At 39.2% G+C, this 22,310-nt stretch carries 19 protein-coding genes; 12 read left to right on the top strand and 7 right to left on the bottom strand.

The features are described from left to right. The first annotated feature begins 1 nt into the window (after nt 1). The 5 genes from ilvA (at nt 2) to PX700_RS10145 (ending at nt 5,267) form a co-directional block, all read left to right on the top strand. Complete coding sequence (gene ilvA, locus PX700_RS10125; protein ID WP_479520655.1) at nt 2-1,555, top strand: threonine ammonia-lyase, biosynthetic; 1,554 nt, start codon at nt 2-4, stop codon at nt 1,553-1,555. A 148-nt stretch (nt 1,556-1,703) separates the two neighbouring features. Further along, a complete protein-coding gene (locus PX700_RS10130) occupies nt 1,704-2,687 on the top strand; it encodes an ABC transporter substrate-binding protein (protein ID WP_479520656.1) in 984 nt (327 codons plus the stop codon). 62 nt (nt 2,688-2,749) lie between these two features. Further along, the gene (locus PX700_RS10135) at nt 2,750-3,925 is read left to right on the top strand and encodes a methyltransferase (RefSeq protein ID WP_479520657.1); all 1,176 of its coding nucleotides are present in this window, start codon (nt 2,750-2,752) and stop codon (nt 3,923-3,925) included. Between the two features lie 30 nt (nt 3,926-3,955). Further along, the gene (gene can, locus PX700_RS10140) at nt 3,956-4,618 is read left to right on the top strand and encodes a carbonate dehydratase (protein WP_197119296.1); all 663 of its coding nucleotides are present in this window, start codon (nt 3,956-3,958) and stop codon (nt 4,616-4,618) included. A gap of 4 nt (nt 4,619-4,622) precedes the next feature. Then, the gene (locus PX700_RS10145) at nt 4,623-5,267 is read left to right on the top strand and encodes an NAD(P)H-binding protein (RefSeq protein WP_479520658.1); all 645 of its coding nucleotides are present in this window, start codon (nt 4,623-4,625) and stop codon (nt 5,265-5,267) included. Between the two features lie 41 nt (nt 5,268-5,308). Here the strand turns inward: PX700_RS10145 and ubiK are convergent, their stop codons facing one another. Continuing rightward, on the bottom strand, nt 5,309-5,572 hold the full coding sequence (gene ubiK / locus PX700_RS10150; RefSeq protein ID WP_121954625.1) for a ubiquinone biosynthesis accessory factor UbiK: 264 nt from the start codon (nt 5,570-5,572) through the stop codon (nt 5,309-5,311). 162 nt (nt 5,573-5,734) lie between these two features. Between ubiK and rep the strand changes: the two genes are divergently transcribed. Continuing rightward, a complete protein-coding gene (gene rep, locus PX700_RS10155) occupies nt 5,735-7,753 on the top strand; it encodes a DNA helicase Rep (RefSeq protein WP_197119293.1) in 2,019 nt (672 codons plus the stop codon). A 15-nt stretch (nt 7,754-7,768) separates the two neighbouring features. Here rep and PX700_RS10160 read toward each other — a convergent pair whose 3' ends face one another. From PX700_RS10160 to elbB, 3 genes are all read right to left on the bottom strand, one after another. Further along, nucleotides 7,769-10,333, bottom strand: a complete 2,565-nt coding sequence (locus PX700_RS10160) for a GAF domain-containing protein (RefSeq protein ID WP_479520659.1) — start codon at nt 10,331-10,333, stop codon at nt 7,769-7,771. A 164-nt stretch (nt 10,334-10,497) separates the two neighbouring features. Beyond that, entirely contained in the window at nt 10,498-10,893 is a 396-nt protein-coding gene (locus PX700_RS10165) for a c-type cytochrome (protein WP_415637775.1), read from the bottom strand. Between the two features lie 234 nt (nt 10,894-11,127). Beyond that, entirely contained in the window at nt 11,128-11,775 is a 648-nt protein-coding gene (gene elbB, locus PX700_RS10170) for an isoprenoid biosynthesis glyoxalase ElbB (protein WP_479520660.1), read from the bottom strand. 524 nt (nt 11,776-12,299) lie between these two features. Here elbB and polA point away from each other — a divergent pair. The 3 genes from polA to PX700_RS10185 all read left to right on the top strand — a co-directional run bounded on the left by polA (nt 12,300) and on the right by PX700_RS10185 (nt 16,624). After that, nucleotides 12,300-15,035: a DNA polymerase I gene (gene polA, locus PX700_RS10175; RefSeq protein ID WP_479520661.1), complete on the top strand. Its 2,736-nt coding sequence runs from the start codon at nt 12,300-12,302 to the stop codon at nt 15,033-15,035. Nucleotides 15,036-15,521: 486 nt separating this feature from the next. Continuing rightward, complete coding sequence (locus PX700_RS10180) at nt 15,522-16,109, top strand: YceI family protein (RefSeq protein ID WP_197119292.1); 588 nt, start codon at nt 15,522-15,524, stop codon at nt 16,107-16,109. Continuing rightward, complete coding sequence (locus PX700_RS10185) at nt 16,106-16,624, top strand: DUF1285 domain-containing protein (RefSeq protein ID WP_479520662.1); 519 nt, start codon at nt 16,106-16,108, stop codon at nt 16,622-16,624. Before PX700_RS10180 ends, PX700_RS10185 begins: the two co-directional genes overlap by 4 nt. 10 nt (nt 16,625-16,634) lie before the next feature. Here the strand turns inward: PX700_RS10185 and yihA are convergent, their stop codons facing one another. Then, on the bottom strand, nt 16,635-17,303 hold the full coding sequence (gene yihA / locus PX700_RS10190) for a ribosome biogenesis GTP-binding protein YihA/YsxC (RefSeq protein ID WP_008165591.1): 669 nt from the start codon (nt 17,301-17,303) through the stop codon (nt 16,635-16,637). 281 nt (nt 17,304-17,584) lie between these two features. Here yihA and PX700_RS10195 point away from each other — a divergent pair, with 281 nt between their 5' ends. The 3 genes from PX700_RS10195 to PX700_RS10205 all read left to right on the top strand — a co-directional run bounded on the left by PX700_RS10195 (nt 17,585) and on the right by PX700_RS10205 (nt 20,092). After that, nucleotides 17,585-18,217 (top strand): c-type cytochrome, encoded by a 633-nt coding sequence (locus PX700_RS10195; RefSeq protein ID WP_024600405.1) that lies wholly within the window; start codon nt 17,585-17,587, stop codon nt 18,215-18,217. Nucleotides 18,218-18,967: 750 nt separating this feature from the next. Beyond that, on the top strand, nt 18,968-19,564 hold the full coding sequence (gene yihI / locus PX700_RS10200; RefSeq protein ID WP_479520663.1) for a Der GTPase-activating protein YihI: 597 nt from the start codon (nt 18,968-18,970) through the stop codon (nt 19,562-19,564). Between the two features lie 12 nt (nt 19,565-19,576). After that, nucleotides 19,577-20,092, top strand: coding sequence for a DUF2489 domain-containing protein (locus tag PX700_RS10205; RefSeq protein ID WP_166419904.1), 516 nt, complete (start codon nt 19,577-19,579; stop codon nt 20,090-20,092). 69 nt (nt 20,093-20,161) lie between these two features. Here PX700_RS10205 and hemN read toward each other — a convergent pair whose 3' ends face one another. Both hemN and yjgA read right to left on the bottom strand, forming a co-directional pair. Further along, nucleotides 20,162-21,535 (bottom strand): oxygen-independent coproporphyrinogen III oxidase, encoded by a 1,374-nt coding sequence (gene hemN / locus PX700_RS10210; protein ID WP_479520664.1) that lies wholly within the window; start codon nt 21,533-21,535, stop codon nt 20,162-20,164. A gap of 123 nt (nt 21,536-21,658) precedes the next feature. Continuing rightward, nucleotides 21,659-22,192, bottom strand: coding sequence for a ribosome biogenesis factor YjgA (gene yjgA / locus PX700_RS10215; protein WP_007582068.1), 534 nt, complete (start codon nt 22,190-22,192; stop codon nt 21,659-21,661). Nucleotides 22,193-22,310: the final 118 nt, after the last annotated feature.

The following is a 22,310-nucleotide window of genomic DNA, read 5'->3' on the forward strand; positions in this document are numbered from 1 at the left end:
TATGGTTTCTCAAGAGCTCGATTATTTTCGCGCTATTATTCAAGCAAACATGGAGCCTTTGGCTAAAGTCACTGAGGTCAGCGAAATGGCTGAACTCAGTAAAAAGCTAGGTAACCATGTTTGGTTAAAGCGTGAAGACCAACAGCCCGTGTATTCGTTTAAATTACGCGGTGCGTATAACAAATTAAATAAATTACCTAAAGGCTCGGTGGTTATTACGGCTTCTGCGGGTAATCATGCTCAAGGGGTTGCATTAAGTGCATCTCACCTTGGGCACCAAGCTACTATTGTAATGCCAGTAACAACGCCTGAAATAAAAGTCAGCGCAGTGCGTGCACTTGGCGGTGAAGTTGTATTATATGGCCATCATTTTGATGCAGCAAAAGCATATGCGCTTGAGCTTACAGAACAGCGAAAAGGCATATTTGTTCCACCGTTTGATGACCCTGACGTAATTGTTGGTCAAGGCACTGTAGCACGTGAGTTAATGCAGCAATTAAACGAGCTTGATGCTGTGTTTATTCCTGTTGGCGGTGGTGGCTTACTTGCTGGTATGGCGGTTTATATTAAATCTCTGCGTCCAGATATAAAAGTCATTGGCGTAGAAGCCGACGAAAGTGCGTGTTTACAAGCAGCACTTGAAGCGGGTAAACCGGTAGAGCTTGATCGCGTTGGCAGTTTTGCCGATGGCGTAGCGGTTAAAATTATTGGCACTGAAACATTTCGTTTAGCGCAAAAGTTTTGTGATGAGGTTGTAACCGTAACTAGCGACGAAATATGTGCAGCCATGCAGGATATTTTTGTATCTACCCGCGCAATAGCAGAGCCTTCAGGTGCACTTGCAACGGCAGGGCTTAAAAAATGGAGTCAGCAGTCGGGGTTAAAAGGGTTGCACTTAGCGGCTGTTTTATCGGGTGCTAATTTAAACTTTGATCGCTTGCGTTATGTGGCAGAGCGCACTGCACTGGGTGAAAAAAACGAAGCGCTATTAGCGGTTACTATTAAAGAAGAAAAAGGCAGCTTTAAACAGTTTTGTGCTTCTTTAGGTGGCCGTGCTATTACTGAGTTTAACTACCGCTATGCAGGACCTGGTGAAGCACAAATATTTGTAGGTATTGCCCTGCGCCAAGGCGAGCAAGAACTCAATGAGCTAAAGCTAGATTTAACAAATAACGATTATCAATTTTGCGATCTGTCGGATAACGAACTCGCTAAATTACACGTGCGTTATATGGTTGGGGGAAAAGCACCAGAGCAATTACATGAGCGTTTATTGCGTTTTGAATTTCCTGAGTATCCAGGTGCGCTTGCACGCTTTTTAGATACTTTAGGCAGTAATTGGAACATTACCTTATTTCATTATCGTAATCACGGTGGTTCGATGGGGAATGTACTGGCAGGTTTTGCTATTGAGCCGAGTCAGTATGAGATGTTTAACGAGCATTTAAATCGCTTAGGTTACAGTGTACAGGATGAAACACAAAACCCGTGTTTTAGCCAATTTTTAACATCAAAACCGCAAGCAGAAAAAGTAGAAAAACTCGCCTCAGTATAACCCTTCTTTAAAGGCCGGCACCTAACTGGGGTGCTTGCTTTATTACACGTTTTACATATAGTTACAGGTAATCGTCATACTTTTTGAGGACACCTATTTGCTATTTAAAGGATTAATCATTGGATTGTGCTTTTTTTGTAGCCATATAATGGCGCAAGAATCAGTCACATTACAGCTAAAATGGACACATCAGTTTCAGTTTGCTGGCTACTATATGGCAAAGCAAAAAGGCTTTTATAATGAAGCGGGCCTTGATGTAACTATTAAACAAGCTAATCCAATGAAACCTGATACCTTTGGTCCTATCGCTCGTGGCGAGGCGCAATTTGGCGTAGGACATTCGGGTATTTTACAGCAACGTATTGATGGTCAGCCCTTTGTTGCAATGGCAGCTTTACTGCAGTTTTCACCTTACTGCTGGATGGTAAAAGACACGTCTGATATTTTTCACCCTCGTGACTTTGTTAATAAACGTATCACTGCTGTGAGCAAAAATGACGGCACCGAGTTGCTCATTATGCTCAAACGCAGCGGTGTAGAAGTGGATAATCTTAAAGTTTACGACGGCATAAATCCAGGCCAGGCTTGGATTGAAAACAAGCTAGATGCTATGCAAGTTTATGTTACTACAGAGCCTTATTATATGACTCAACAAGGGATCGCTCATCGGCTTGTTTGCCCACAGCGTTATGGGATGGACGTATATAGCGACATTTTATTTACCAGCGAAAACATGCTTAAGCAAAATCCGCAAACGGTCGAAAAATTCTACCAAGCGAGCCTAAAAGGTTGGCGTTATGCAATGATGAACATGGATGAAGCCATTGCAGTTACCCAGCAAAACTATGCACCGAATAAAAGCTTTCATCAGCTCGCCTTTGAGGCTGAAGTGTTAAAAAATTATATAGTACTACCTACCACCAGTTTAGGGCATATGTCGATAGCAAAGTGGCGCTTAATTGCTGATTTATATGGCATACAGCAAAGCGAATTTGACGAAGTAAAATCTCACTTTATTTATAAATACCAAGAGCCTGAAAAAATGCAATTATCGTGGATGCTTATAGCGGCTATTTTGGTGAGTATTATTTCAATCCCTTTGTATTTAAGGCTGATTTTTAGTAAAAATTAACTGTTTAGTGAGATCTCACTGAGCTGATATAATTAATTGTCTTTTTTATTATTTAAGCTGTTATGACTTTAGCCGAGCAATTTTTTGCACTTGATTCACTTTTAATGCGTCATCGCCAGTATTGGCAGTGCACCGCATTTGATTTTGACACTATTCCTTGGCCAGAGCTGCAAGGCATACTTAGCGAATTAACTGATGATCAAGTAACCGCTCTTGATAACGATCAAAATCAGCTATACCAATTTTTTAGCCAACACATAAACCAACTTGATGAACTTAAAAAATTATGCGAATTACCTAGCGCTGCCCCCTCTCGAGTTGATTATCCATTTTGGATAAGTAACGGCATTAAAGGTCGTAAGTTTGATCAGTTACAAGATTTTGTATCTGCATTACCTACTACTAAGCAACCGGTTTTAGAGTGGTGCGCGGGTAAAGGGCACTTAGGGCGAATGCTTGCATTTAATGGCGCAAGTGATGTGCACAGTATTGAGCTGCAACTAAGCTTATGTGAACAAGGGCTAAAAAGTGCACAGCAACAAGGTTTAGCAATGCACTTTAGCCAAGCTGATGTATTAAAAGATGATATTACTCAATTTTTTAATACTGATATGCATGCTGTAGCGCTCCACGCATGTGGTGGTTTGCACCAAGCATTTATGCGCCAAGCAAGTTTGGCAAAAGTACAACAAATTAGCTTTTCACCTTGTTGCTATCACTTATTTACGGCTAATGAGTACCTTGCAATGAGTGAGGTTGCAAACCAAAGTGAGCTTAACCTAACGCATCGCGATTTAAAGCTCGCCTTGCAAGAAACCGTTACAGCGCCTTCTCGTCTGGAAAAAGTACGTAAAACAGAACTTGAATGGCGACTTGGTTTTGATGCACTTAGAAAGTCGATTACTGGCGAGCAATATTATGTAAGCGTACCTTCGGTTAACAAAGCTATATTCTCAGATTCGTTTAAATTATTTTGTGCATGGGCTGCAGACAAAAAGGCAATAAACCTACCTCAAGATACTGATTATAATAAATATTTAGAGGTTGGGGTTGCTCGAAAAAAAATAACTGACCGAGTTGAACTGGTTCGACATGTGTTCAGAAGAGCAATTGAAGTTTGGCTTGTGCTCGATCGTGCTTTATATTTGCAACAGCAAGGCTATCAAGTAAGCGTTAAAACGTTTTGTGAAAAGCAGTTAACGCCTCGTAATATATTGATTCTCGCTAATATCCATTAAATTTCCGTCCTCGACTTAATAAGAGATGCAATGAGAAAGTTAAAAAATTTATTCGATAACAATAAACGTTGGGCTGCTCGCACAAGTGAAGCTGATCCTGAGTTTTTTAAAATTTTATCTATGCAACAAAATCCAGAGTATCTATGGATTGGTTGTTCAGACTCTCGTGTACCTGCTAATCAAATAGTTGATTTATTACCAGGCGAATTATTTGTACATCGTAACGTTGCTAACGTGGTTGTACACACTGACCATAACTGTTTGTCGGTTATGCAGTACGCTGTAGAAGTCTTAAAAGTAAAACATATCATGGTAGTTGGTCACTATGGTTGTGGTGGCGTACAAGCTGTTTTAAACAATGCAAAATTTGGCTTTATTGATAACTGGCTACGCCATGTAGGTGATGTAAAAGAAAAGCATCTTGAGCAACTTGATGCAATGCCAGAAAGCGAACGTTTAAGCCGACTTATTGAGCTAAATGTCATTGAGCAGGTACGAAATGTATGCCGTACTAACATTGTGCAAGATGCGTGGGATCGCGGACAAGAGCTAAGCGTTCATGGTTGGGTTTATGGTTTAGAGAACGGCCACCTTCACGATTTAGAATCTGTAGTAACGTGCGCGAGTGAAGAAACGCAAAGCTACAAAAAAGCAGTGCAGCACGTACTTAAAAAAGTGGGCGAGAATAAATAAATTTATGACTAAAACGGCGATATTAATAGGTGCTACAGGTTTGGTTGGTAACGAGTTGCTGCATAAGCTACTTAATAGCGATCGTTATACCAAAGTGGTTACGTTAAGTCGTCGGGCTTTGCCTATTACACACGCAAAGCTAGTTAATCATGTTATTGATTTTGAAAAATTAACTCAATACGTTGAGCTTTTTAAAGGCGACATATTGTTTTCGTGTTTGGGCACAACCCGTAAACGGGCGGGCTCTACACAAGCTCAGCGTAAAGTAGATTTTGATTATCAGTTTATAGCAGCGCAGTTAGCGGCATGTAATGGTGTTACGCACTACTGCTTAGTGTCATCAAGCGGGGCGAACACGCACAGTAATAGTGCTTATTTGAAAATGAAGGGTGAGCTTGAGCAACATATTAAAGCACTCCCTTTTGATAAAATAAGTATTTTACAACCGTCTTTATTATTAGGTGATCGTGAGCAATTTAGAGTGGCAGAAAAGATAGGCAGTATTATTTTTCCTGTTATTACACGATTTGCGTTTTTAAAGCGTTACAGACCAATAAAAGGCGAGCAAGTTGCACAAAAAATGCTGAGTGTGAGTTTAGAGCAACAGGCTAAGTTATTTTATTATGTGCTAGATGAGCTATTTGAATAAGCTTAGTAAAAGGCAAAAGGCAGCTTAAGCTGCCTTTTTAATTATTCAGCGTCAGTTTTAGCGCTGAGTTGTTGCTCAAGCAAGGCAACTTTAGCTTCAAGTTCGGTTAGTTTTTCGCGAGTACGAATAAGTACTTGGCTTTGCACATCAAATTCTTCACGGCTCACAAAGTCCATCTCAGCAAGCTTGTTTTGTAAAACTTGCTTTGTTTTACCTTCGAGTGTCTCTGCTAGGTTTTTTACACCTTGTGGCATATTGCTAGTAATTTGCTTAGCAATTTCTTCAAGTTTTGCTGGGTTGATCATATTTTTCCCTTCGATGCGGCCTAAAATAATAATAACTAATATTACCTTATACCTATGGTATTTAACACATGATCATCTTTACCTTAATTAATTAAGGCAATTGCTATGCTCGCTGTAATGGTTACGTTAAAATTACGCGTCTTTTAAATTTCTTTGGTCGTTATGAAACTCAATCCTAAACAAGATGAAGCCGTAAAATATATTAGTGGTCCATGCTTAGTGCTCGCAGGCGCAGGCTCTGGTAAAACTCGTGTTATTACTAATAAAATAGCTTATTTGGTAAAAAAATGTGAGTACAAAGCGCGAAATATAGCTGCCGTTACCTTCACCAATAAAGCCGCTAAAGAAATGCGTGAACGAGTACTGCAAACACTTGGTAAACAAGACGCTAAAGGGTTGTGGGTATCAACGTTTCATACACTAGGTTTAGAAATAATAAAAAAAGAGTTAAGTACACTGGGCTTTAAACCTGGCTTTTCCTTATTTGATGATCAAGATACCAATCAGCTTCTTAGTGAACTGACCGAAGACGAACTAAAAAAAGACAAAGACTTACTCAAACTACTTAAAATGGAAATTGGTAGTTGGAAAAACGAATTAGTGCTTCCTGAGCAAGCAATACGAGAAGCCCGCGATGCGCAAAAGGCGTTGTTTGCACAGCTTTATGCTCGCTATCAAAATCAGCTGCGCGCTTATAATGCATTGGATTTTGATGATTTAATTATGATCCCTACTTTGCTACTTACTAATAACGCAACGTCGCGTGAGCGCTGGCAGCAGCGCTTTAAATATTTACTGGTGGATGAGTATCAAGACACCAATACGAGCCAATATCAACTTGTTAAATTACTTGTTGGTGAGCGTGCCCGTTTTACTGTGGTAGGTGATGACGACCAATCAATTTATTCTTGGCGTGGCGCTCGCCCACAAAACTTAGTGTTATTAGGTAAAGACTACCCGGGGCTTAGGCTAATAAAGCTTGAGCAAAACTATCGAAGTGCAGGGCGAATACTAAAAGCCGCTAACATTTTGATAGCTAATAATCCGCATGATATCGAAAAAAAGCTATTCAGTGAGCTTGGTTACGGTGAGCCAATTAAAGTAATAGGGTGCCGCGACGAAGAGCATGAATCTGAGCGCGTAGTTGCCGAGATAATTTCCCATAAGTTTATGAAGCGAACTAGCTATAAAGACTACGCTATTTTATATCGTGGTAATCATCAAGCTCGTGGCTTTGAAAAATCACTAATGAGTAACCGTATCCCCTATAAAATTAGTGGCGGGATGTCATTTTTTGCTCGCTCAGAAATTAAAGATATTATGGCGTATTTGCGCTTGTTAGTTAATCAAGACGATGACAATGCATTTTTACGTATCGTAAATACACCGCGCCGCGAAATAGGCACGGTTACACTCGAAAAACTGGGTACGTTGGCTAATGAAAAGCACGCGAGCTTGTTTGCTACCTGTTTTGATAACGATTTAGGTTACAGACTAAAAGGGCGTGGCTTTAATGCGCTTGCTGGGTTTGCACGTTGGGTTGTTGAGCTATCTGATAACGCTGTACGTGGCGATACACTTGAAGCTGTTAAAGACTTAGTGCGTAATATTAATTACGAAGCATATTTGTACGAGTCGTCACCGAGTGCTAAAGCCGCTGAAATGCGTATGAAAAACGTTTCTGAATTGTATCGCTGGATCACCGATATGTTGACCGGTGATGCCGACAACGAACCAATGACATTGGCTGAGGTTGTTAGCAAGCTAACCCTTCGCGATATGCTTGAGCGTAACGAAGAAGAGGATGAAACCGATGCAGTGCACTTATCAACACTGCATGCATCAAAGGGCTTAGAGTACCCATACGTATTTATGGTAGGTATGGAGGAGGGCTTACTTCCGCATCAGGTAAGTATTGATGAAGATAACGTAGATGAAGAACGCCGCTTAGCTTACGTTGGTATTACTCGTGCACAGCAGGAGTTAACACTTACTTATGCAAAAATACGTCGTCAATTTGGTGAAACCTCACAAACTGAGTTAAGCCGGTTTGTGCAAGAGTTACCACAAGACGACTTAGCGATTGAAAACAAAAAAGCGCCAAATACCCAAGCAGAGCGAATGGAAAAAGGCCAAGCAAGAGTCGCCAACCTTCGCGCTATGTTTAAAAAGCCTGAGTAATACCTCAGGCTAATTTTATAAAGACTGGGTTGCTTGTATTTCAGGTAACTCAGCGCACACTAAAGCGTGTTGTTTCCCCACAAAAAAAGCTAAGCCATGCTTGTCTAATAAAGCCCTAAAATTAAGTATTGATGGGCCTTTAGCAATGACTTTCATTGCTTTAAGTTTTGTAATGGCTAGTACACCTTGTAGCTGAAAATCGTAACTTTCTTGTTGTAAAACACGTTTACTAAAGGTCGAGCTAAGTAGCAGGTAATCAAAGTTAATATCGGTTAGTAAATTCAGCTCGCACCTGTCTTTAGCAAAATTGTTTAAACCAATTGAATAGCCTAGTTGCGGTAGTTTTTTAAGATTTTCAATTTGTGTTGCACTTGCATGGCGAACTTCTTGTTCATCAAATAATAAACAGAGTTGGCTTTGCCCTTGCTGTTTACCTAGCGTATCTGTAAATAAAATAAACTCGTGTTCTTCTAGTAATAAACCCGAACAAGGCAATAGCGCCATAGTTACTTTAGTACTTATTGCTTGTGCGTAAGCGCGTTGCAATAGTTGCAGCTCTACCTGTAGGTGTTGTTCTTTACCGGATGCAAATTTTTTCAAAATATCAAAGCTAGTAAAGCCAAGTATCGGGTGCTCACCAAATGCTTCAAATAATGATTCCGACTGATGCTGCTCATTGAGCGTAACTATCTCTGAGCTTCTAAAGCTCATAGGAAGTATATCAAGGTAATGGAGGGCTCTTTGCCCCTGCATAGGTCTTGATTGCGTTAATAGCGGATGAAATAACTCATAGCGGTTTTTTCCTGAATTTTTAGCGTGATACATTGCAGCATCAGCGTCACGAATAATTTCATCTGTATGCTTATAATCCTGATTTGAATGAGTTATTCCTATACTTGCACCACTTTGTAAGGACTCCCCTTTAAGACAAAAAGGCTTTTTCATCAAATCGATAATACGATTAGCAACATCTTCTGCTTGTTGAGGCTCAGTTAAATGCGTTAATAAAATTACAAACTCATCGCCACCTAGGCGTGCAAGTAAATCATGCTCGCGTATACACTGGGCAAATAATTCACTCACGTTAATCAAAAACTGATCGCCAGCATGGTGACCAAGCTGGTCGTTAATATCTTTAAATTTATCTAAATCGATAAACAAAACAGCAAAGTGATGTTCAGGAAAGCGCTGATAATGTTGTAGCGTTTTTTCCAGCTGAGTTAAAAATAGGCTGCGATTAGGTAAGCTAGTAAGAGAGTCATGATGTGCATCATGATAAAGCTGCAGCTCTATTTTTTTGCGCTCATCTATTTGCATTTGTAAATGCAGATTAGTTTGACGCAACTCTTTGGTTTTTTCGTTTACTCTAAATTCAAGTTCTTGATGGCTTTTTGCAATCGCTTGATTAGCGAGTTTGGTTTGTAATACAGCTGCAATTTGATGCGATACAAAGGTCATTAGCTCACAATCATCTTGGCTAAAAATATGTTTGTTATCGTAAGCTTGGCAAACAAGAAGGCCGATAACACCTTGAGCTGTTTTAAGTGGAGCGCCTAACCAACTAGTGGCCATTTGCTCTTTAGGCACAGGGGCTGAGCGCTGTACTACACCATTTTCTATCAATTCTTTTGCTCTATACGGGTGTATAAGCTGTGTTTCTTCTGTACTTATTACCAGCTCACTATAGCCTTTAGCAAAGCGCCTGGGTTGTGTGTTTTCTTTAAATTCATCAACGCAATAGGGGAAGCTAATCCAACCAGATTCTTTATCATAAAGTGCAATATATAAGTTTTCTGCGTAGGTAATTGTTTTTATTATTTGATGTATCTTAAAGTAAGCATCATCAAGGTTTTTAGCTTGTGTTGCGATTTCAGATATTTTAAACAAAATATGTTGGCGCTGAAGTGCGCGTTTACGTTGTTCAACTTCGAGGTTTAACGCATCGTTACTTTGTGTGAGTGCGCGGGTACGAATTTTAACTTCTGACTCAAGGAGTTCTCGTGTTTTTACACGCTCTATGGCGGTTGCTAAATAAAGCGACATAAACTCAAGTAGTTGTATTTGCTGTGGGCTATAACCTTGTTTTGTATCATAGCTTTGCGCAGCGAATACGCCGATAATGTTCTTTTCTTGGTAAACAGGTACACCTACCCAGTGCTCTGCTGGAGTGCCTAATGCTTTAAATAAGCCTTCGGCTGCAGCGTCTTGCATTTGTTTCTTGGTAAAGCATGTTGTTTTACCTTGTTTAAAAACATAACCGGTGGCACCTTCATCAAAGCTGTTTGATTGATTTAGCGCGACAGCAATACCGTCTTTTTCATCTGAAAAATAAGAAAGTTCTAATGATTGGCTATGTTGATCTAATAGCACCACGTAAAAGCTTTTACTCGGTACATACTTTTGTAAAATATCGTGAATGGCAGGATATAATAGGGTTAGCTCGGCAACAGTACTCGCTTGCTCTGATAATTGGATCAGGGCATTTTGTAAATGATGTGATTGCTTGTATTTTTCGAGTAGCGTTTTAAGACGTTTATTTTGATATGCTAATTTACTCGATACGGGGTGTTTATCTTCCAATGATCTAGCCGGCTATTTTTATTGTATAGTTATTAACCTTATACTTTCACTTTTAACGTCCAGCGTCAAGTTGATATTCCTACTAAAATAGCGGTTAAAAGCACTATTTCAGGCATTAAAAAAGGCTTACCGAAGCAAACCTTTTTTGTGTATTTTAATTGTATTTATTTAGATGTCATGAAGTCGATAGCAGCGCTAATTTCATCATCAGAACAATCCATACATGTGCCTTTTGGAGGCATAGCATTAAAGCCATTGATTGCGTGGTCAAGTAACGTATCTTTACCTTTTGCAATGCGCGGAGCCCAATCGTCAGCCGATTTAGGCGCGCCTAGTGCGCCAGTACCGTGACATGCAAAACATGCACCTTGATACACTTGCTCACCAGAACGAGGGCCTGTAGGCGCCGCTGCAACAGCAGCTTTATCGCCTTCAAGGTATACAGCACCAACCGGCGCGAGACGTGCTTTAATTGCTTCTTCAGTCATAGAGTTATCATATGGCTGTGCGTATGCGGTGGTTGCTAGTATTAATAATGCCGCAGCTGTTAATTTTTTCATTTTGGCCTTGCTCACTTCGATTTGAACGTGATCAATCACGATTAAATATGACGGAAATTAAACCGATTATAACTCTCTGAGCAAATTTATAAAATGCTAAGAGGCGTTTTTATTAATAAAACTGACTACTTTTTGCGTTAACGCAATAAAAATTAATTATTTACTGACTTTTGTTAAGCAATTTAATAAGCGCAATCAGTTAGATAATTAACTTTTTGGAGCTTAAAACTATAATCAGTGTATTGATAATACGCTACTAACGAGCTTTGCGATCCCCGCATCCGCATCAAGAATCGATTCTGCCAACATGTAAGCTGGTGTGGTAACTAGCTTATTTGCTTCATCGATAACTATATCATTTACTGCGCAGTTTATATGTTTAGCGCCTAATGCGTTAAGTGCTTGTGCTGTATCTGCATCGTTGCCAATAGTAAGTACGGCGTTATCATAAATAAACGGGATCAAAGCGGGTGCAATACACATATAACCAGCAGGCTTATTTGCTTTTGCGAATGCTTTACAAACATTGAGTACATCTTCATTAATATTTGCTTGTGCGCCTTTAATTGCAAAGTCGCATAAGTTTTTTGCAGCGCCAAAACCGCCAGGTACTATTAATGCGTCAAACTGAGTTACGTCTAGTTCAATTAAAGATTTGATGTCACCTCGTGCAATACGAGCCGCTTCGGTTAATACATTGCGTTTATCAGGCATTACTTCGCCTGTTAAATGGTTAATGGTATGAAGTTGTTCAATATTCGGTGCAAAACACTGATAAGTCGCGTCATTTTTGGCTATATGTAATAAAGTTAAAATTACTTCATTTATTTCACTACCATCGTATACGCCACAACCTGCTAATATTACCGCTACGTTTTTCATGCTTTTGTGCCCCTAAAGTCTTTTTTATAAGTCTATCGGATGAAGTCTAACATGCTCAAAATTTCTCGCGAAAATAAATTTACAGTACAAGAATCATTCGCTGTGCAAGTTGTATTGCGGTTTATGCCATTTGCGATCACTTTGCCTATAAAAAAATTATAAAGGATCGCTATGATCTTCGATCCATTGTGCTAGAATACTCCTCCGGTTATTTAAATGGATGCGAATAATCAAAGTGAATAACAACACAAGCAGTCGTTAGAAAACCTTTTTCCACATTGGTTTAAAATAATAAAAAAAGAACCTCGTATTATCTTTTTTAAATTAAAACATACAGTTAAAGTATTTTCTAGGCATTTTAAAATGCTTTGGAAGAATAGCTCGTGGCTGTTATCTACACACTTATCCACAGCTTGCTCTAGTTTTAATAACACGATAAGCAGTAATTCACTGTCGTTTTATGAACTACCTTATGGCATGCTTATAATTACCTTAATTTTTTGTATTTAGGATCCAAATTCACCATGGCTCAGATCCCCGAAAACCCACTTATTTTAGTTGATGGCTCGTCATATTTATTTCGTGCTTATCATTCTCCGCCGCATTTAACTAATTCTAAAGGTGAGGCTACGGGCGCTATTTATGGCGTGATCAACATGCTTAAAAGCTTGATCAGACAATACGATCCCTCACATATGGTGGTTATATTTGATGCTAAAGGCAAAACGTTCCGTAACGATATGTATAGCGAATATAAGGCAAATCGTCCGCCAATGCCGGATGACTTACGCACTCAAATAGCGCCAATACACAGTATTATCAAAGCGATGGGCTTTCCGCTAATTAGTATTGAAGGCGTTGAAGCTGATGATGTTATTGGTACATTTGCACGTATAGCGTCAGAGCAAAAGCGACATGTACTCGTCTCTACCGGCGATAAAGACATGGCGCAGCTTGTTAATGAACACGTTACGCTAATAAACACGATGACCGACAGTATTTCAGATCCCCTTACTGTGGTTGAAAAGTTTGGTGTAGGCCCTGAGCTTATTATTGATTACCTTGCGCTTATGGGCGACAAGGTTGATAACATCCCGGGTGTTGAAGGCTGTGGCCCTAAAACTGCGGTTAAATGGTTAGAAAAGTATGGCTCGCTTCAAGGTGTAATGGATCATGCCAGTGAGATTAAAGGTAAAATAGGTGAAAAGTTAGCAATTGCGCTCGATCATCTGCCTTTGAGCTACGAACTTGCGACAATTAAGTGTGATGTTGAAGTCGAATCTGATCTTGATACATTCAAACTTCAAGAACCTAACAAAGACGAATTAATTGCATTATATGGTGAGTGCGAATTCCGTCGTTGGTTAGCTGAGTTACTTGATAATCCTAAAGATGCAGAAACACATCTAGCTGTACCTACCGAAGCCACTGAATTACCAAAAGTAGAAGACGCCCATTACGAAACTATTTTAACGCAAGCGCAATTTGATACGTTAATAGAGCAATTAAATAGTGCCGAGTTATTTGCATTTGATACAGAAACTACCAGCCTTGATTACATGAAAGCGCAATTAGTGGGTATGAGTTTTGCCGTAAAAGCGGGTGAAGCAGTGTATTTACCTCTAGCACATGACTATCCGGGTGCGCCTGAGCAATTAAGTCTTGAATTTGTAATGCAAAAGCTAGGTCCAATTTTGGCGGATGAAAACAAAGCTAAAGTAGGGCAAAACCTTAAATACGATAAAAGTGTATTAGCGAATGCAGGCTTTGCGCTAAATGGTATTAAGTTTGACACCATGCTTGAGTCATACGTATTTAATAGTGTGGGTACACGCCATGATATGGACTCGCTAGCACTTAAATATCTAGGTCATAAAAATATTAGCTTTGAAGATATTGCTGGCAAAGGTAAGAAGCAACTTACCTTCAACCAAATTGAACTTGAAAAAGCTGCGCCTTACGCCGCAGAAGACGCCGATATTACTTTGCGCCTACATGAAGTGCTTTGGCCAAAAATAGCGGCTGATGAAAAGCTAAAATCGGTATTTGAAGATATAGAAATGCCACTTGTTAGCGTGATTTCTGATATTGAACGCACAGGTGTAGCAATAGATAGCAATATGCTTGCAGCGCACAGCCAACGATTAGGCGAGCGCTTAATTGAACTTGAAAAAGAAGCATTTGAAATAGCAGGCGAACCATTTAATTTAAGTTCTCCAAAGCAACTACAAGTATTGTTGTTTGAAAAGCTTGGCCTGCCAATTATCAAAAAAACGCCAAAAGGTGCACCTTCTACCGCAGAAGAAGTACTGCAAGAGCTTGCGCATGATTATCCGCTACCTAAAGTAATCATTGAGCATCGTGGTTTATCAAAGCTTAAATCAACGTATACCGATAAGTTACCATTAATGGTGAACGAGAAAACACAGCGCGTGCATACCTCTTACCATCAGGCAATTACAGCAACAGGGCGCTTAAGCTCAACCGATCCTAACTTACAAAACATTCCTATTCGCTCAGAAGAAGGGCGTCGTATTCGTGAAGCCTTTATAGCTGCAGATGGTTATAAAATTGTCGCTGCCGATTATAGCCAAATTGAGCTGCGTATTATGGCGCATCTTTCACAAGATAAAGGCCTATTAAATGCATTTGCCAACGGCTTAGATGTGCATAGTGCAACTGCTGCTGAAGTATTTGGTGTAGAGCTTGATGATGTAACCACCGACATGCGCCGTAAAGCGAAAGCAGTAAACTTTGGCTTAATTTACGGTATGTCGGCATTTGGTTTAGCACGTCAACTAGATGTGCCACGCCATGAAGCGCAGCATTATATAGATAAATATTTTGAGCGTTTTCCAGGTGTATTAGAGTACATGGAAACAACACGCGAAAAAGCGGCTGAAAATGGCTACGTTGAAACTATTTTTGGACGTCGTTTGCATTTACCAGAAATAAACGCACGTAATGGTGCGCGCAGAAAAGGAGCCGAACGTGCTGCTATTAACGCGCCAATGCAAGGTACTGCCGCTGATATTATTAAAAAGGCAATGCTGAGCGTCAATCGTTGGGTACACGAACAAGCACCAAATACGATTAAGTTACTTATGCAAGTACACGATGAATTAGTATTTGAAATTAAAACAGACTGCGCAGAGCAATACACAAAACATATTTGTGAGCTGATGTCGCAAGCTGCTGCGCTTGATGTACCACTTATAGTTGAAGCCGATGAAGGCGACAACTGGGAACAAGCCCATTAATGCAATTTGAGCATTTTAATAAAAGCGCCTTTTGGCGCTTTTTTTATGTTTAATAAAAATGGCGAATAACAGCTATTTAATTTGCTACATGCAAGCTTTAGTTAAAATAAGGTTAATTTAAGCAACTATTTGTATTAAATAGTTATATGTTCGTCAATTCGAGCTATTTTGCAGGAATATGATTGTATTTTAATGCGTGCATTTGTTAAAGTCCCGCCTGTCCTATCCTGTAGGACATCCTGTTGATGATGCATCTGAAAGGGTGCAACAAATTGATAGCTTCTCCCCAGTTTGCTATACCGGCCTACCAACTTGTTTGGTGGGCCGTTTTTTATTCTATCTTTGAAAATTCTACTATATTGATGCTTTTTGTTGTGCTATTCATTCGTCACTTTGTGGTGGTTTGGGTACATTGCAGGTGATACCATCAAAGCGCTATTATTTTTCATTTTTATTATTTTTCAATTTATCACTAAGGAGTGCGTTATGTTTAAAGCATTAGCTATTGCAGGTTTTTCTTTATCAAGTTTAGTTATCTCTAATGTTGCCCAGGCTAATTGGCAGTTAGTGAATGATAAAAGCCAATTAAGCTTTGTCTCTATAAAAAAGGACTCTGTTGCCGAAGCTCACCACTTTACTAATCTTGAAGGTATGCTTTCTGATAAAGGCGAGTTTAGCGTTAATGTTGATTTAACATCAGCTGAAACCCTAATTCCTATTCGAAATGAGCGTTTAACGGCATTGTTGTTTGAAGCGGCTAAATTCCCCAATGCAGTTTTAACTGCCAATTTAACTAAAGAGTTGAGTAATATTAAAAAGCCTGGTCAATATGTATTGAAAGGCATTAAAGCTGAGCTTGATTTTCATGGTAATAAAAAACCACTGGCTATTGATGTACTTGTTAATAGCACACAAAGTGGCGATTTAACTGTGTCATCATTTACACCTATTATTATTAATAGTGCTGATTTTGGTGTAACGGAAGGTGTTAAACAGCTGCAAAAATTAGCAGGCCTACCTTCAATCGCAACAGCGGTGCCTGTTACGTTTGCAATTACACTTAAAAAGCAGTGATTTCTTTAAGTGAGCTTAGCAAGCAATTAAGCGAGCCAAGCAAACCTTTTGATAGTTGGCAGCCTAACAATTGTGGGGAACTGCCGATTGTCATTAATCATGACGGTAAATGGTTTTACGATGGCAGCGAAATAACACGCCCAGCCATGGTGAAGCTGTTTGCTTCTGTTTTATGTAAAGAAGGTGAGCAATTTTATTTAAAAACACCTGTCGAAAAAGTAACAATAACGGTTGATGATGCGCCGTTTATTATTGTTGATTGGCGTTTTGAAAATACAGCGCAAGGGCAGGTGTTGTGTTGTATTGATAATTTAGCTAGGCAGTGGTTGGTGAGCGCCCAGCAGCCTTTAGTTATAAAAGACTATAAAGGCTCAAAAGTACCTTATCTAAAGCTACCTTATGGCTGTAGTGCGCGTGTTGCGCGAAGCGTATATTATCAGTGGGCTGAAAAAGCCGAGTCTGATAAGCTCGGCTATTTTATTAAATCTGCAGGAAAGCAGTTTTATTTATCGTAACACCAGAAGCTTAAGCTTCTGGGTTAGTTTCGTCTGTGACTACTTCATCAGTAGGTGGTACAGCAATAACAGGCCCTAAAAACCATTCATCTAGCTTTTTAGCAACTTCTGGTAAGCCCGTGCCTTTTAATGATGAAAACGCATGAACTGTAATATCCCCATCAAGCGTGCTTAATTCACGACGAACTTGCAGCACTTGTGATTTACGAGGACCTTGCTTTAATTTGTCGGCCTTAGTTAATAGTGCTAATACTGGAATTTCACTACCAATAGCCCAATTAATTAAATCGCGGTCTAAATCTTTTAACGGATGACGAATATCCATTAAAATAACAATACCTTTTAAGCTTTGACGCTTTTGCAGATATTCCCCTAGCGACTTCTGCCATTTCTTTTTCATTTCGATTGGCACTTTAGCAAAACCATAGCCTGGTAAATCGATAAGGCGCATATCGTCAACATCAGCTAAATCAAATGTATTAATTAGCTGAGTACGTCCAGGTGTTTTACTTGTACGTGCTAGTTTTTGATCGGTTAATGCATTTAATGCACTCGACTTACCTGCGTTGGAGCGACCGGCAAACGCAACTTCAATTCCCGTATCAGCAGGTAATTTAGTAATGTCGGGAGCGCTTGTTACGAAAGACGCAGTATTATATTTGATACGAGATTTGAGCACAGGCTCTCCTAAAACTTAAAAAAATAACGTTGAGTAAACCAAATTCACTCAGGGCGCGTATTTTATACTATAAAGGATGTATTAAAAAGCGTATTTAACCACCTAAAAACAGCACCTATGGTACATTTAAAACATGTTAAAGCTTAATCTAAGTCAAAACCCTGTAAATTATAAGCTTAATATGTGTAGAAAACGTGCCAGAGAATTTATTATCGTGTAGAATATATGTATTACAACATCACGATTGTAGATGATACAGGGTCGGAAACAGAGAATTCACCATGAAAAAAATAGCACTATCTTTAACAATATTGCTTGGTGCGTTGTCAGCAAGCAACGCAACAGCATTTGATGGCGATGTAAACGCAGGTAAAGAAAAATCAGCAACGTGTGCGGCTTGTCACGGCCCAGACGGTAATGCGCCGGTTAATATTTACCCTAAAATTGCAGGTCAACATCCAGATTATATCCTTAAGCAACTTCAGGATTTAAAATTAGGTATGACGTCAGGCGGCAAAGAAGGGCGTATGGATCCAGTAATGAGCGCTATGGCTATGCCACTTAGCGAGCAAGACATGAAAGATCTAGCTGCTTATTTTTCTTCAATGAACATGTCTGAAGGTGCTACACCTAAAGATGTTGTTGAAGTAGGCGAAATGCTTTTTAAAGCAGGTGACGCAGAGCGTGGAATTCCATCATGTGCAGCATGTCATGGCCCACGTGGTAATGGCTCGTCACTGGCTAAGTTTCCAAAAATTTCTTTTCAGCATCCTGGATATATCAAGTCTCAACTTGAAAAGTTCCGTGATGGCACTCGCCACAATGACTTAAATGGCATGATGGGCGACATTGCAAAGAAATTAACAGATAAAGACATTGAAGTACTATCTCAGTACTTAGGTGGTTTACACTAAAGTCGTATTTATTTAACCGTTAATAATAAATACACTACAATGTGTTACAAAAAGCAGCTTAGGCTGCTTTTTTTGTGCCTGTAATTAACGATATCACCCGTTTGCATGTAAGACATTGACTATGCTCTACTGTAAGAAAAGTCTTCTTTTATTTTTAAATTATATGCTAAGTAATTGTAATTTAATGTTTATGTGTTTTTTTAATGTAATGGTTATAATAAAAGTTATATAAATCAGTTGTAACAAAATTATTAACGAGTAAATTAACCCCTGTCGCAAAAACAATAACAAAACGGAAACAGCTATAAGGAAAGTAGCGCGGCATGACTACATAGCACAAAATTGGTGCTACTAAAGGAAATAACAAAAAAGTGTCAGGATGACCGAAAATAATAAAAAACTCATGGAAGTTTAATAATAAAAACAAAATGGAATGTAACAAGGAACGTAAAAATAATAACAATACGGACTGATAATAATAAAAATAATAAAGACTAAAAAAAGTCGAAGGGAGAAGTGTCCAGATAATGGCGCTCAGATTAGCAGGCGGTAGAGATGTTTTCTCTACCGCCTTTTTATTTGTCCTGTTACAATACCCACCGTTTAAAATTAGCGATTAATTAGCTAAGGCGCTTTTAAATGGGAAACCCAACCTCTATAGCGCAAACTGAATTCTTCTGGCTAGGCCAGCACTGCGATGCCCATTAATTTGCGCTTCGCTCAAAACCTCTTAAGTGAGATGATCAAGATATGAGTAGAACTAAAAAGTCACGCAAAAGCCCAGCAAATGGACCTGTTCGTTTAAGCCAAGATAAGCTTAAAGAAATGCGCGCATTAAAAGAGCAGCGAGTTAAAAAAACCAAAGGCGCTAAGCCGGGTTCTCGTAACGCGCCAGATTTACTAGATAGCGAAAGCCATAATGCTGGTCACGCGCCTAAAGATAAGCGTGTAGGCAGTAAAAAGCCAGTACCATTGATTGCAACTGCGCCAGAACCTAAAGTTGAAATGAAACGCAACTTAAAGCCAACTATTGAGCTGAAAAAAGTAATTGAGCCACAGTTTACACCTGAGCAAGAGCTAGAAGCGCTTGAAAATGACGAACGTCTACTTAAATTAGTAGAGCGTCATGAAGAAGGCGAAATGCTAACAGGTAAAGATGCTAAGTACTTTAATAGCCGAATAGCTCGCCATCAGGCGTTATGTGAAATTCTTGGTATTGAAGACGAGGATGAAGACGAGTTTGAAGATGACCTTGAAGATGATATTGAAAGCAAGGGCAGCTCTGATTTCGATCAATACTTATCTGACGATTTAGCTAACGAATGGTTAGATGAAAACGACAAATAGTAAGGATAAATAATGAGTACTGCGGTAATTTTAGCCTTACTTTTAGGTGCTGCTATAATAGTTGGTTTAGCATTTTATGCGGGTCAGTTGCTGTATAAGTTAAATGCGCAAAAAAAGTTAATTGCTAAAACGCAGGCTGAACAAAAGCAAAAGCTTGAAAAGTCTCGTTTAAAGCGAAATGCAAAGCTAGCTGATAGTATTCATTTAATTGCGCGTGCAATGAATGAAGAGCAGTGTGAGTTTTCTGAAGGCTGTTTACGTATTTGGGTACTTATGTCTCAATATGGCTTTGAGAGCGAGCGTGATTTAACGACGCAATATCCTGGCATTTATAAAATGTACCAGGTAGTTAAAGAAATGCCGACACACGATGCACGAAAAAAATACGCTAAAAAAGAGATTTTTAAGCTTGATACAGCCCGGTGGCAAGCTGAAGAAACACTTAAAGATGAAGTTAAAGCCGATTGCGCTAAAATTATCATCGAATTTAAAGCTGCCCCTGGCAGCGATAAAGTGGTTTTTAACTAGTTTTAATTTTGTAAAACTCTCAGAAAAAGCAGACCTTGGTCTGCTTTTTTTATGCCGAACAATTTTTAGCTAAATCACTCGTGAAAACCTCGTGGCATTTATTTGTTTTTGTAAATGAGCGTCAAAGCACATACATATAATGCGGATAAATAAATTCCCTCTTGGTGTTACGCTAATTTTATTATCAATTATAGTGACTAACTCATCTTTAATAAGTGGTACAAGCGCTAATAACGCATCCTCAAAGTAGTCATTAAATATAAGCGCATGCTTTTCGCTAAAGTCTTGTATATCTAACTCAAATTGGCAAATGAGCTGTTTAATTGCATCAGCACGAATAACATCATCATGTGTTAAGTGCATACCTTTATTAAGAGCACAGCCGCTTTGTGTTTCTACGCTGTGGTAATAATGTTTTAATTCTTTTTGATTTTGTAAAATGGCGGTGCCAATTTGCGAAATTGATGAAACTCCCAAACCTAATAAATCACAATTACCATGGGTTGTATAACCCTGGAAATTACGATGTAGCTTACCTTCATTTTGTGCAACAGCTAGTTCGTTATCGGTTTTTGCAAAGTGGTCCATACCAATAAATTGATAGCCTGCTTGCGTCATCTGCTCCAGTGTATTTTTAAACATGGTGAGCTTATTATGCGCACTGGGTAAGTCTGCATCTTTAATCTTACGTTGTGCGGCAAAGCGCTCTGGTAAATGCGCGTAGTTAAACACCGATACTCGGTCAGGGCTTAACTCAATAAGTTGCTCTATAGTTTGCTTAAAGCTCTCTGGCGTTTGCAGAGGAAGCCCGTAAATCATATCGGTATTTATAGACTGAAATCCTAGCTCGCGAGCTTGTGTAATTAATTGCTTTACCGTATCTGCATTTTGAGGGCGATTAACAGCAAGTTGTACGTCGTCGTTAAAGTCTTGAATCCCAAACGAGACACGGTTAAAGCCAAGCATTCTTAAGTCAACAAGCATATTGTCGGCAAGTGAACGAGGGTCTATTTCAATGCCGCGCTCTGTGGTACTTGTAAAATTAAAGTGCTGTTCTAAAAGCTCCATTAAACGGGTCATTTGTTTTGCGGTTAAAAAGGTGGGAGTACCGCCACCTAAATGTAATTGCTCAACCGTGTAGCTTTTAAATAAAGAGGCTTGAGCAGTAATCTCTTTTGCTAAAAAGTCGAGATACGTATCTGCCTTAGATTGATGGCGGGTAATTATTTTATTACAGCCACAGTAGTAGCAAAGCTGGCTACAAAATGGGATGTGAATATATAAAGAAAGTGAGCGACTCGTTGATGATTCTACAGCGCTTAGTAGGTCTTGTTGTTGATATCCATCACGCAGTGATAAAGCCGTCGGGTACGAAGTATAACGCGGGCCAGACACGTTATATTTGTTTATTAGGGTTTGATCCCATTGTGGAAGTTTAATCATCACGCGCACCTAAGTATTTATTTAGGGGTGATTATAAAAAAGTACGCAGTGAGGCGGTTTGATCTATAACAAAAAAGGTGCCGAAGCACCTTTTTTAATAAAATATCAATTAATGCGGTCTAATTAATATGTAACGGTATGAGCATCTTTAAGGTATTGAAATAACTCTTTATAACCTTTACCCGGTTTTTCAGCTTTCGCTTCTTTAGCCGCATTGCGAACCAATTGACGCATTTGCTGACGATCAAGAGACGGGAACTGCTCAATGGTCTCATTGATAAGGTCATCGCCTTGTTCAATTAGGTCTGAACGTAGTTGCTCAATTTTTTTGACCAATACTTCAGCTTGGTTATTTTTATTAAGCATTACATCGATAATCGCTCTAATAGCGTCAATGTTTTCTACAGTACGCAACGTTTTAGCGATGTAGTTTAAGTGACGGCGGTACGCGTCACTTTTATTACTTATTTTATCAGCAACAACCATTGCGGCTTTTAAATCGTCATTTAATGGCAGGCGTTCGCGCTGTTTTTTACCCATTTTGGCAATTTCAGTACCTAACTGATGAAACTCTTGCGCTTCGCGCTTAAGCTCCGTTCTTGATACATATTCAATTTCTTCTTCAATTTCAGCAGGCTTGCCTTTTTTCTTTGCCATGGGGTGCTCTTAAATAAAAATAACTTTTGCCATTATACATGAATATGATACTTAGGAATATTAGCTGATGTGATGCATTGAGTGTGTTAGCATTTAAATATAAGAAATGCGTGCATTA

This window comes from Pseudoalteromonas sp. TP27 (genome assembly GCF_056470645.1).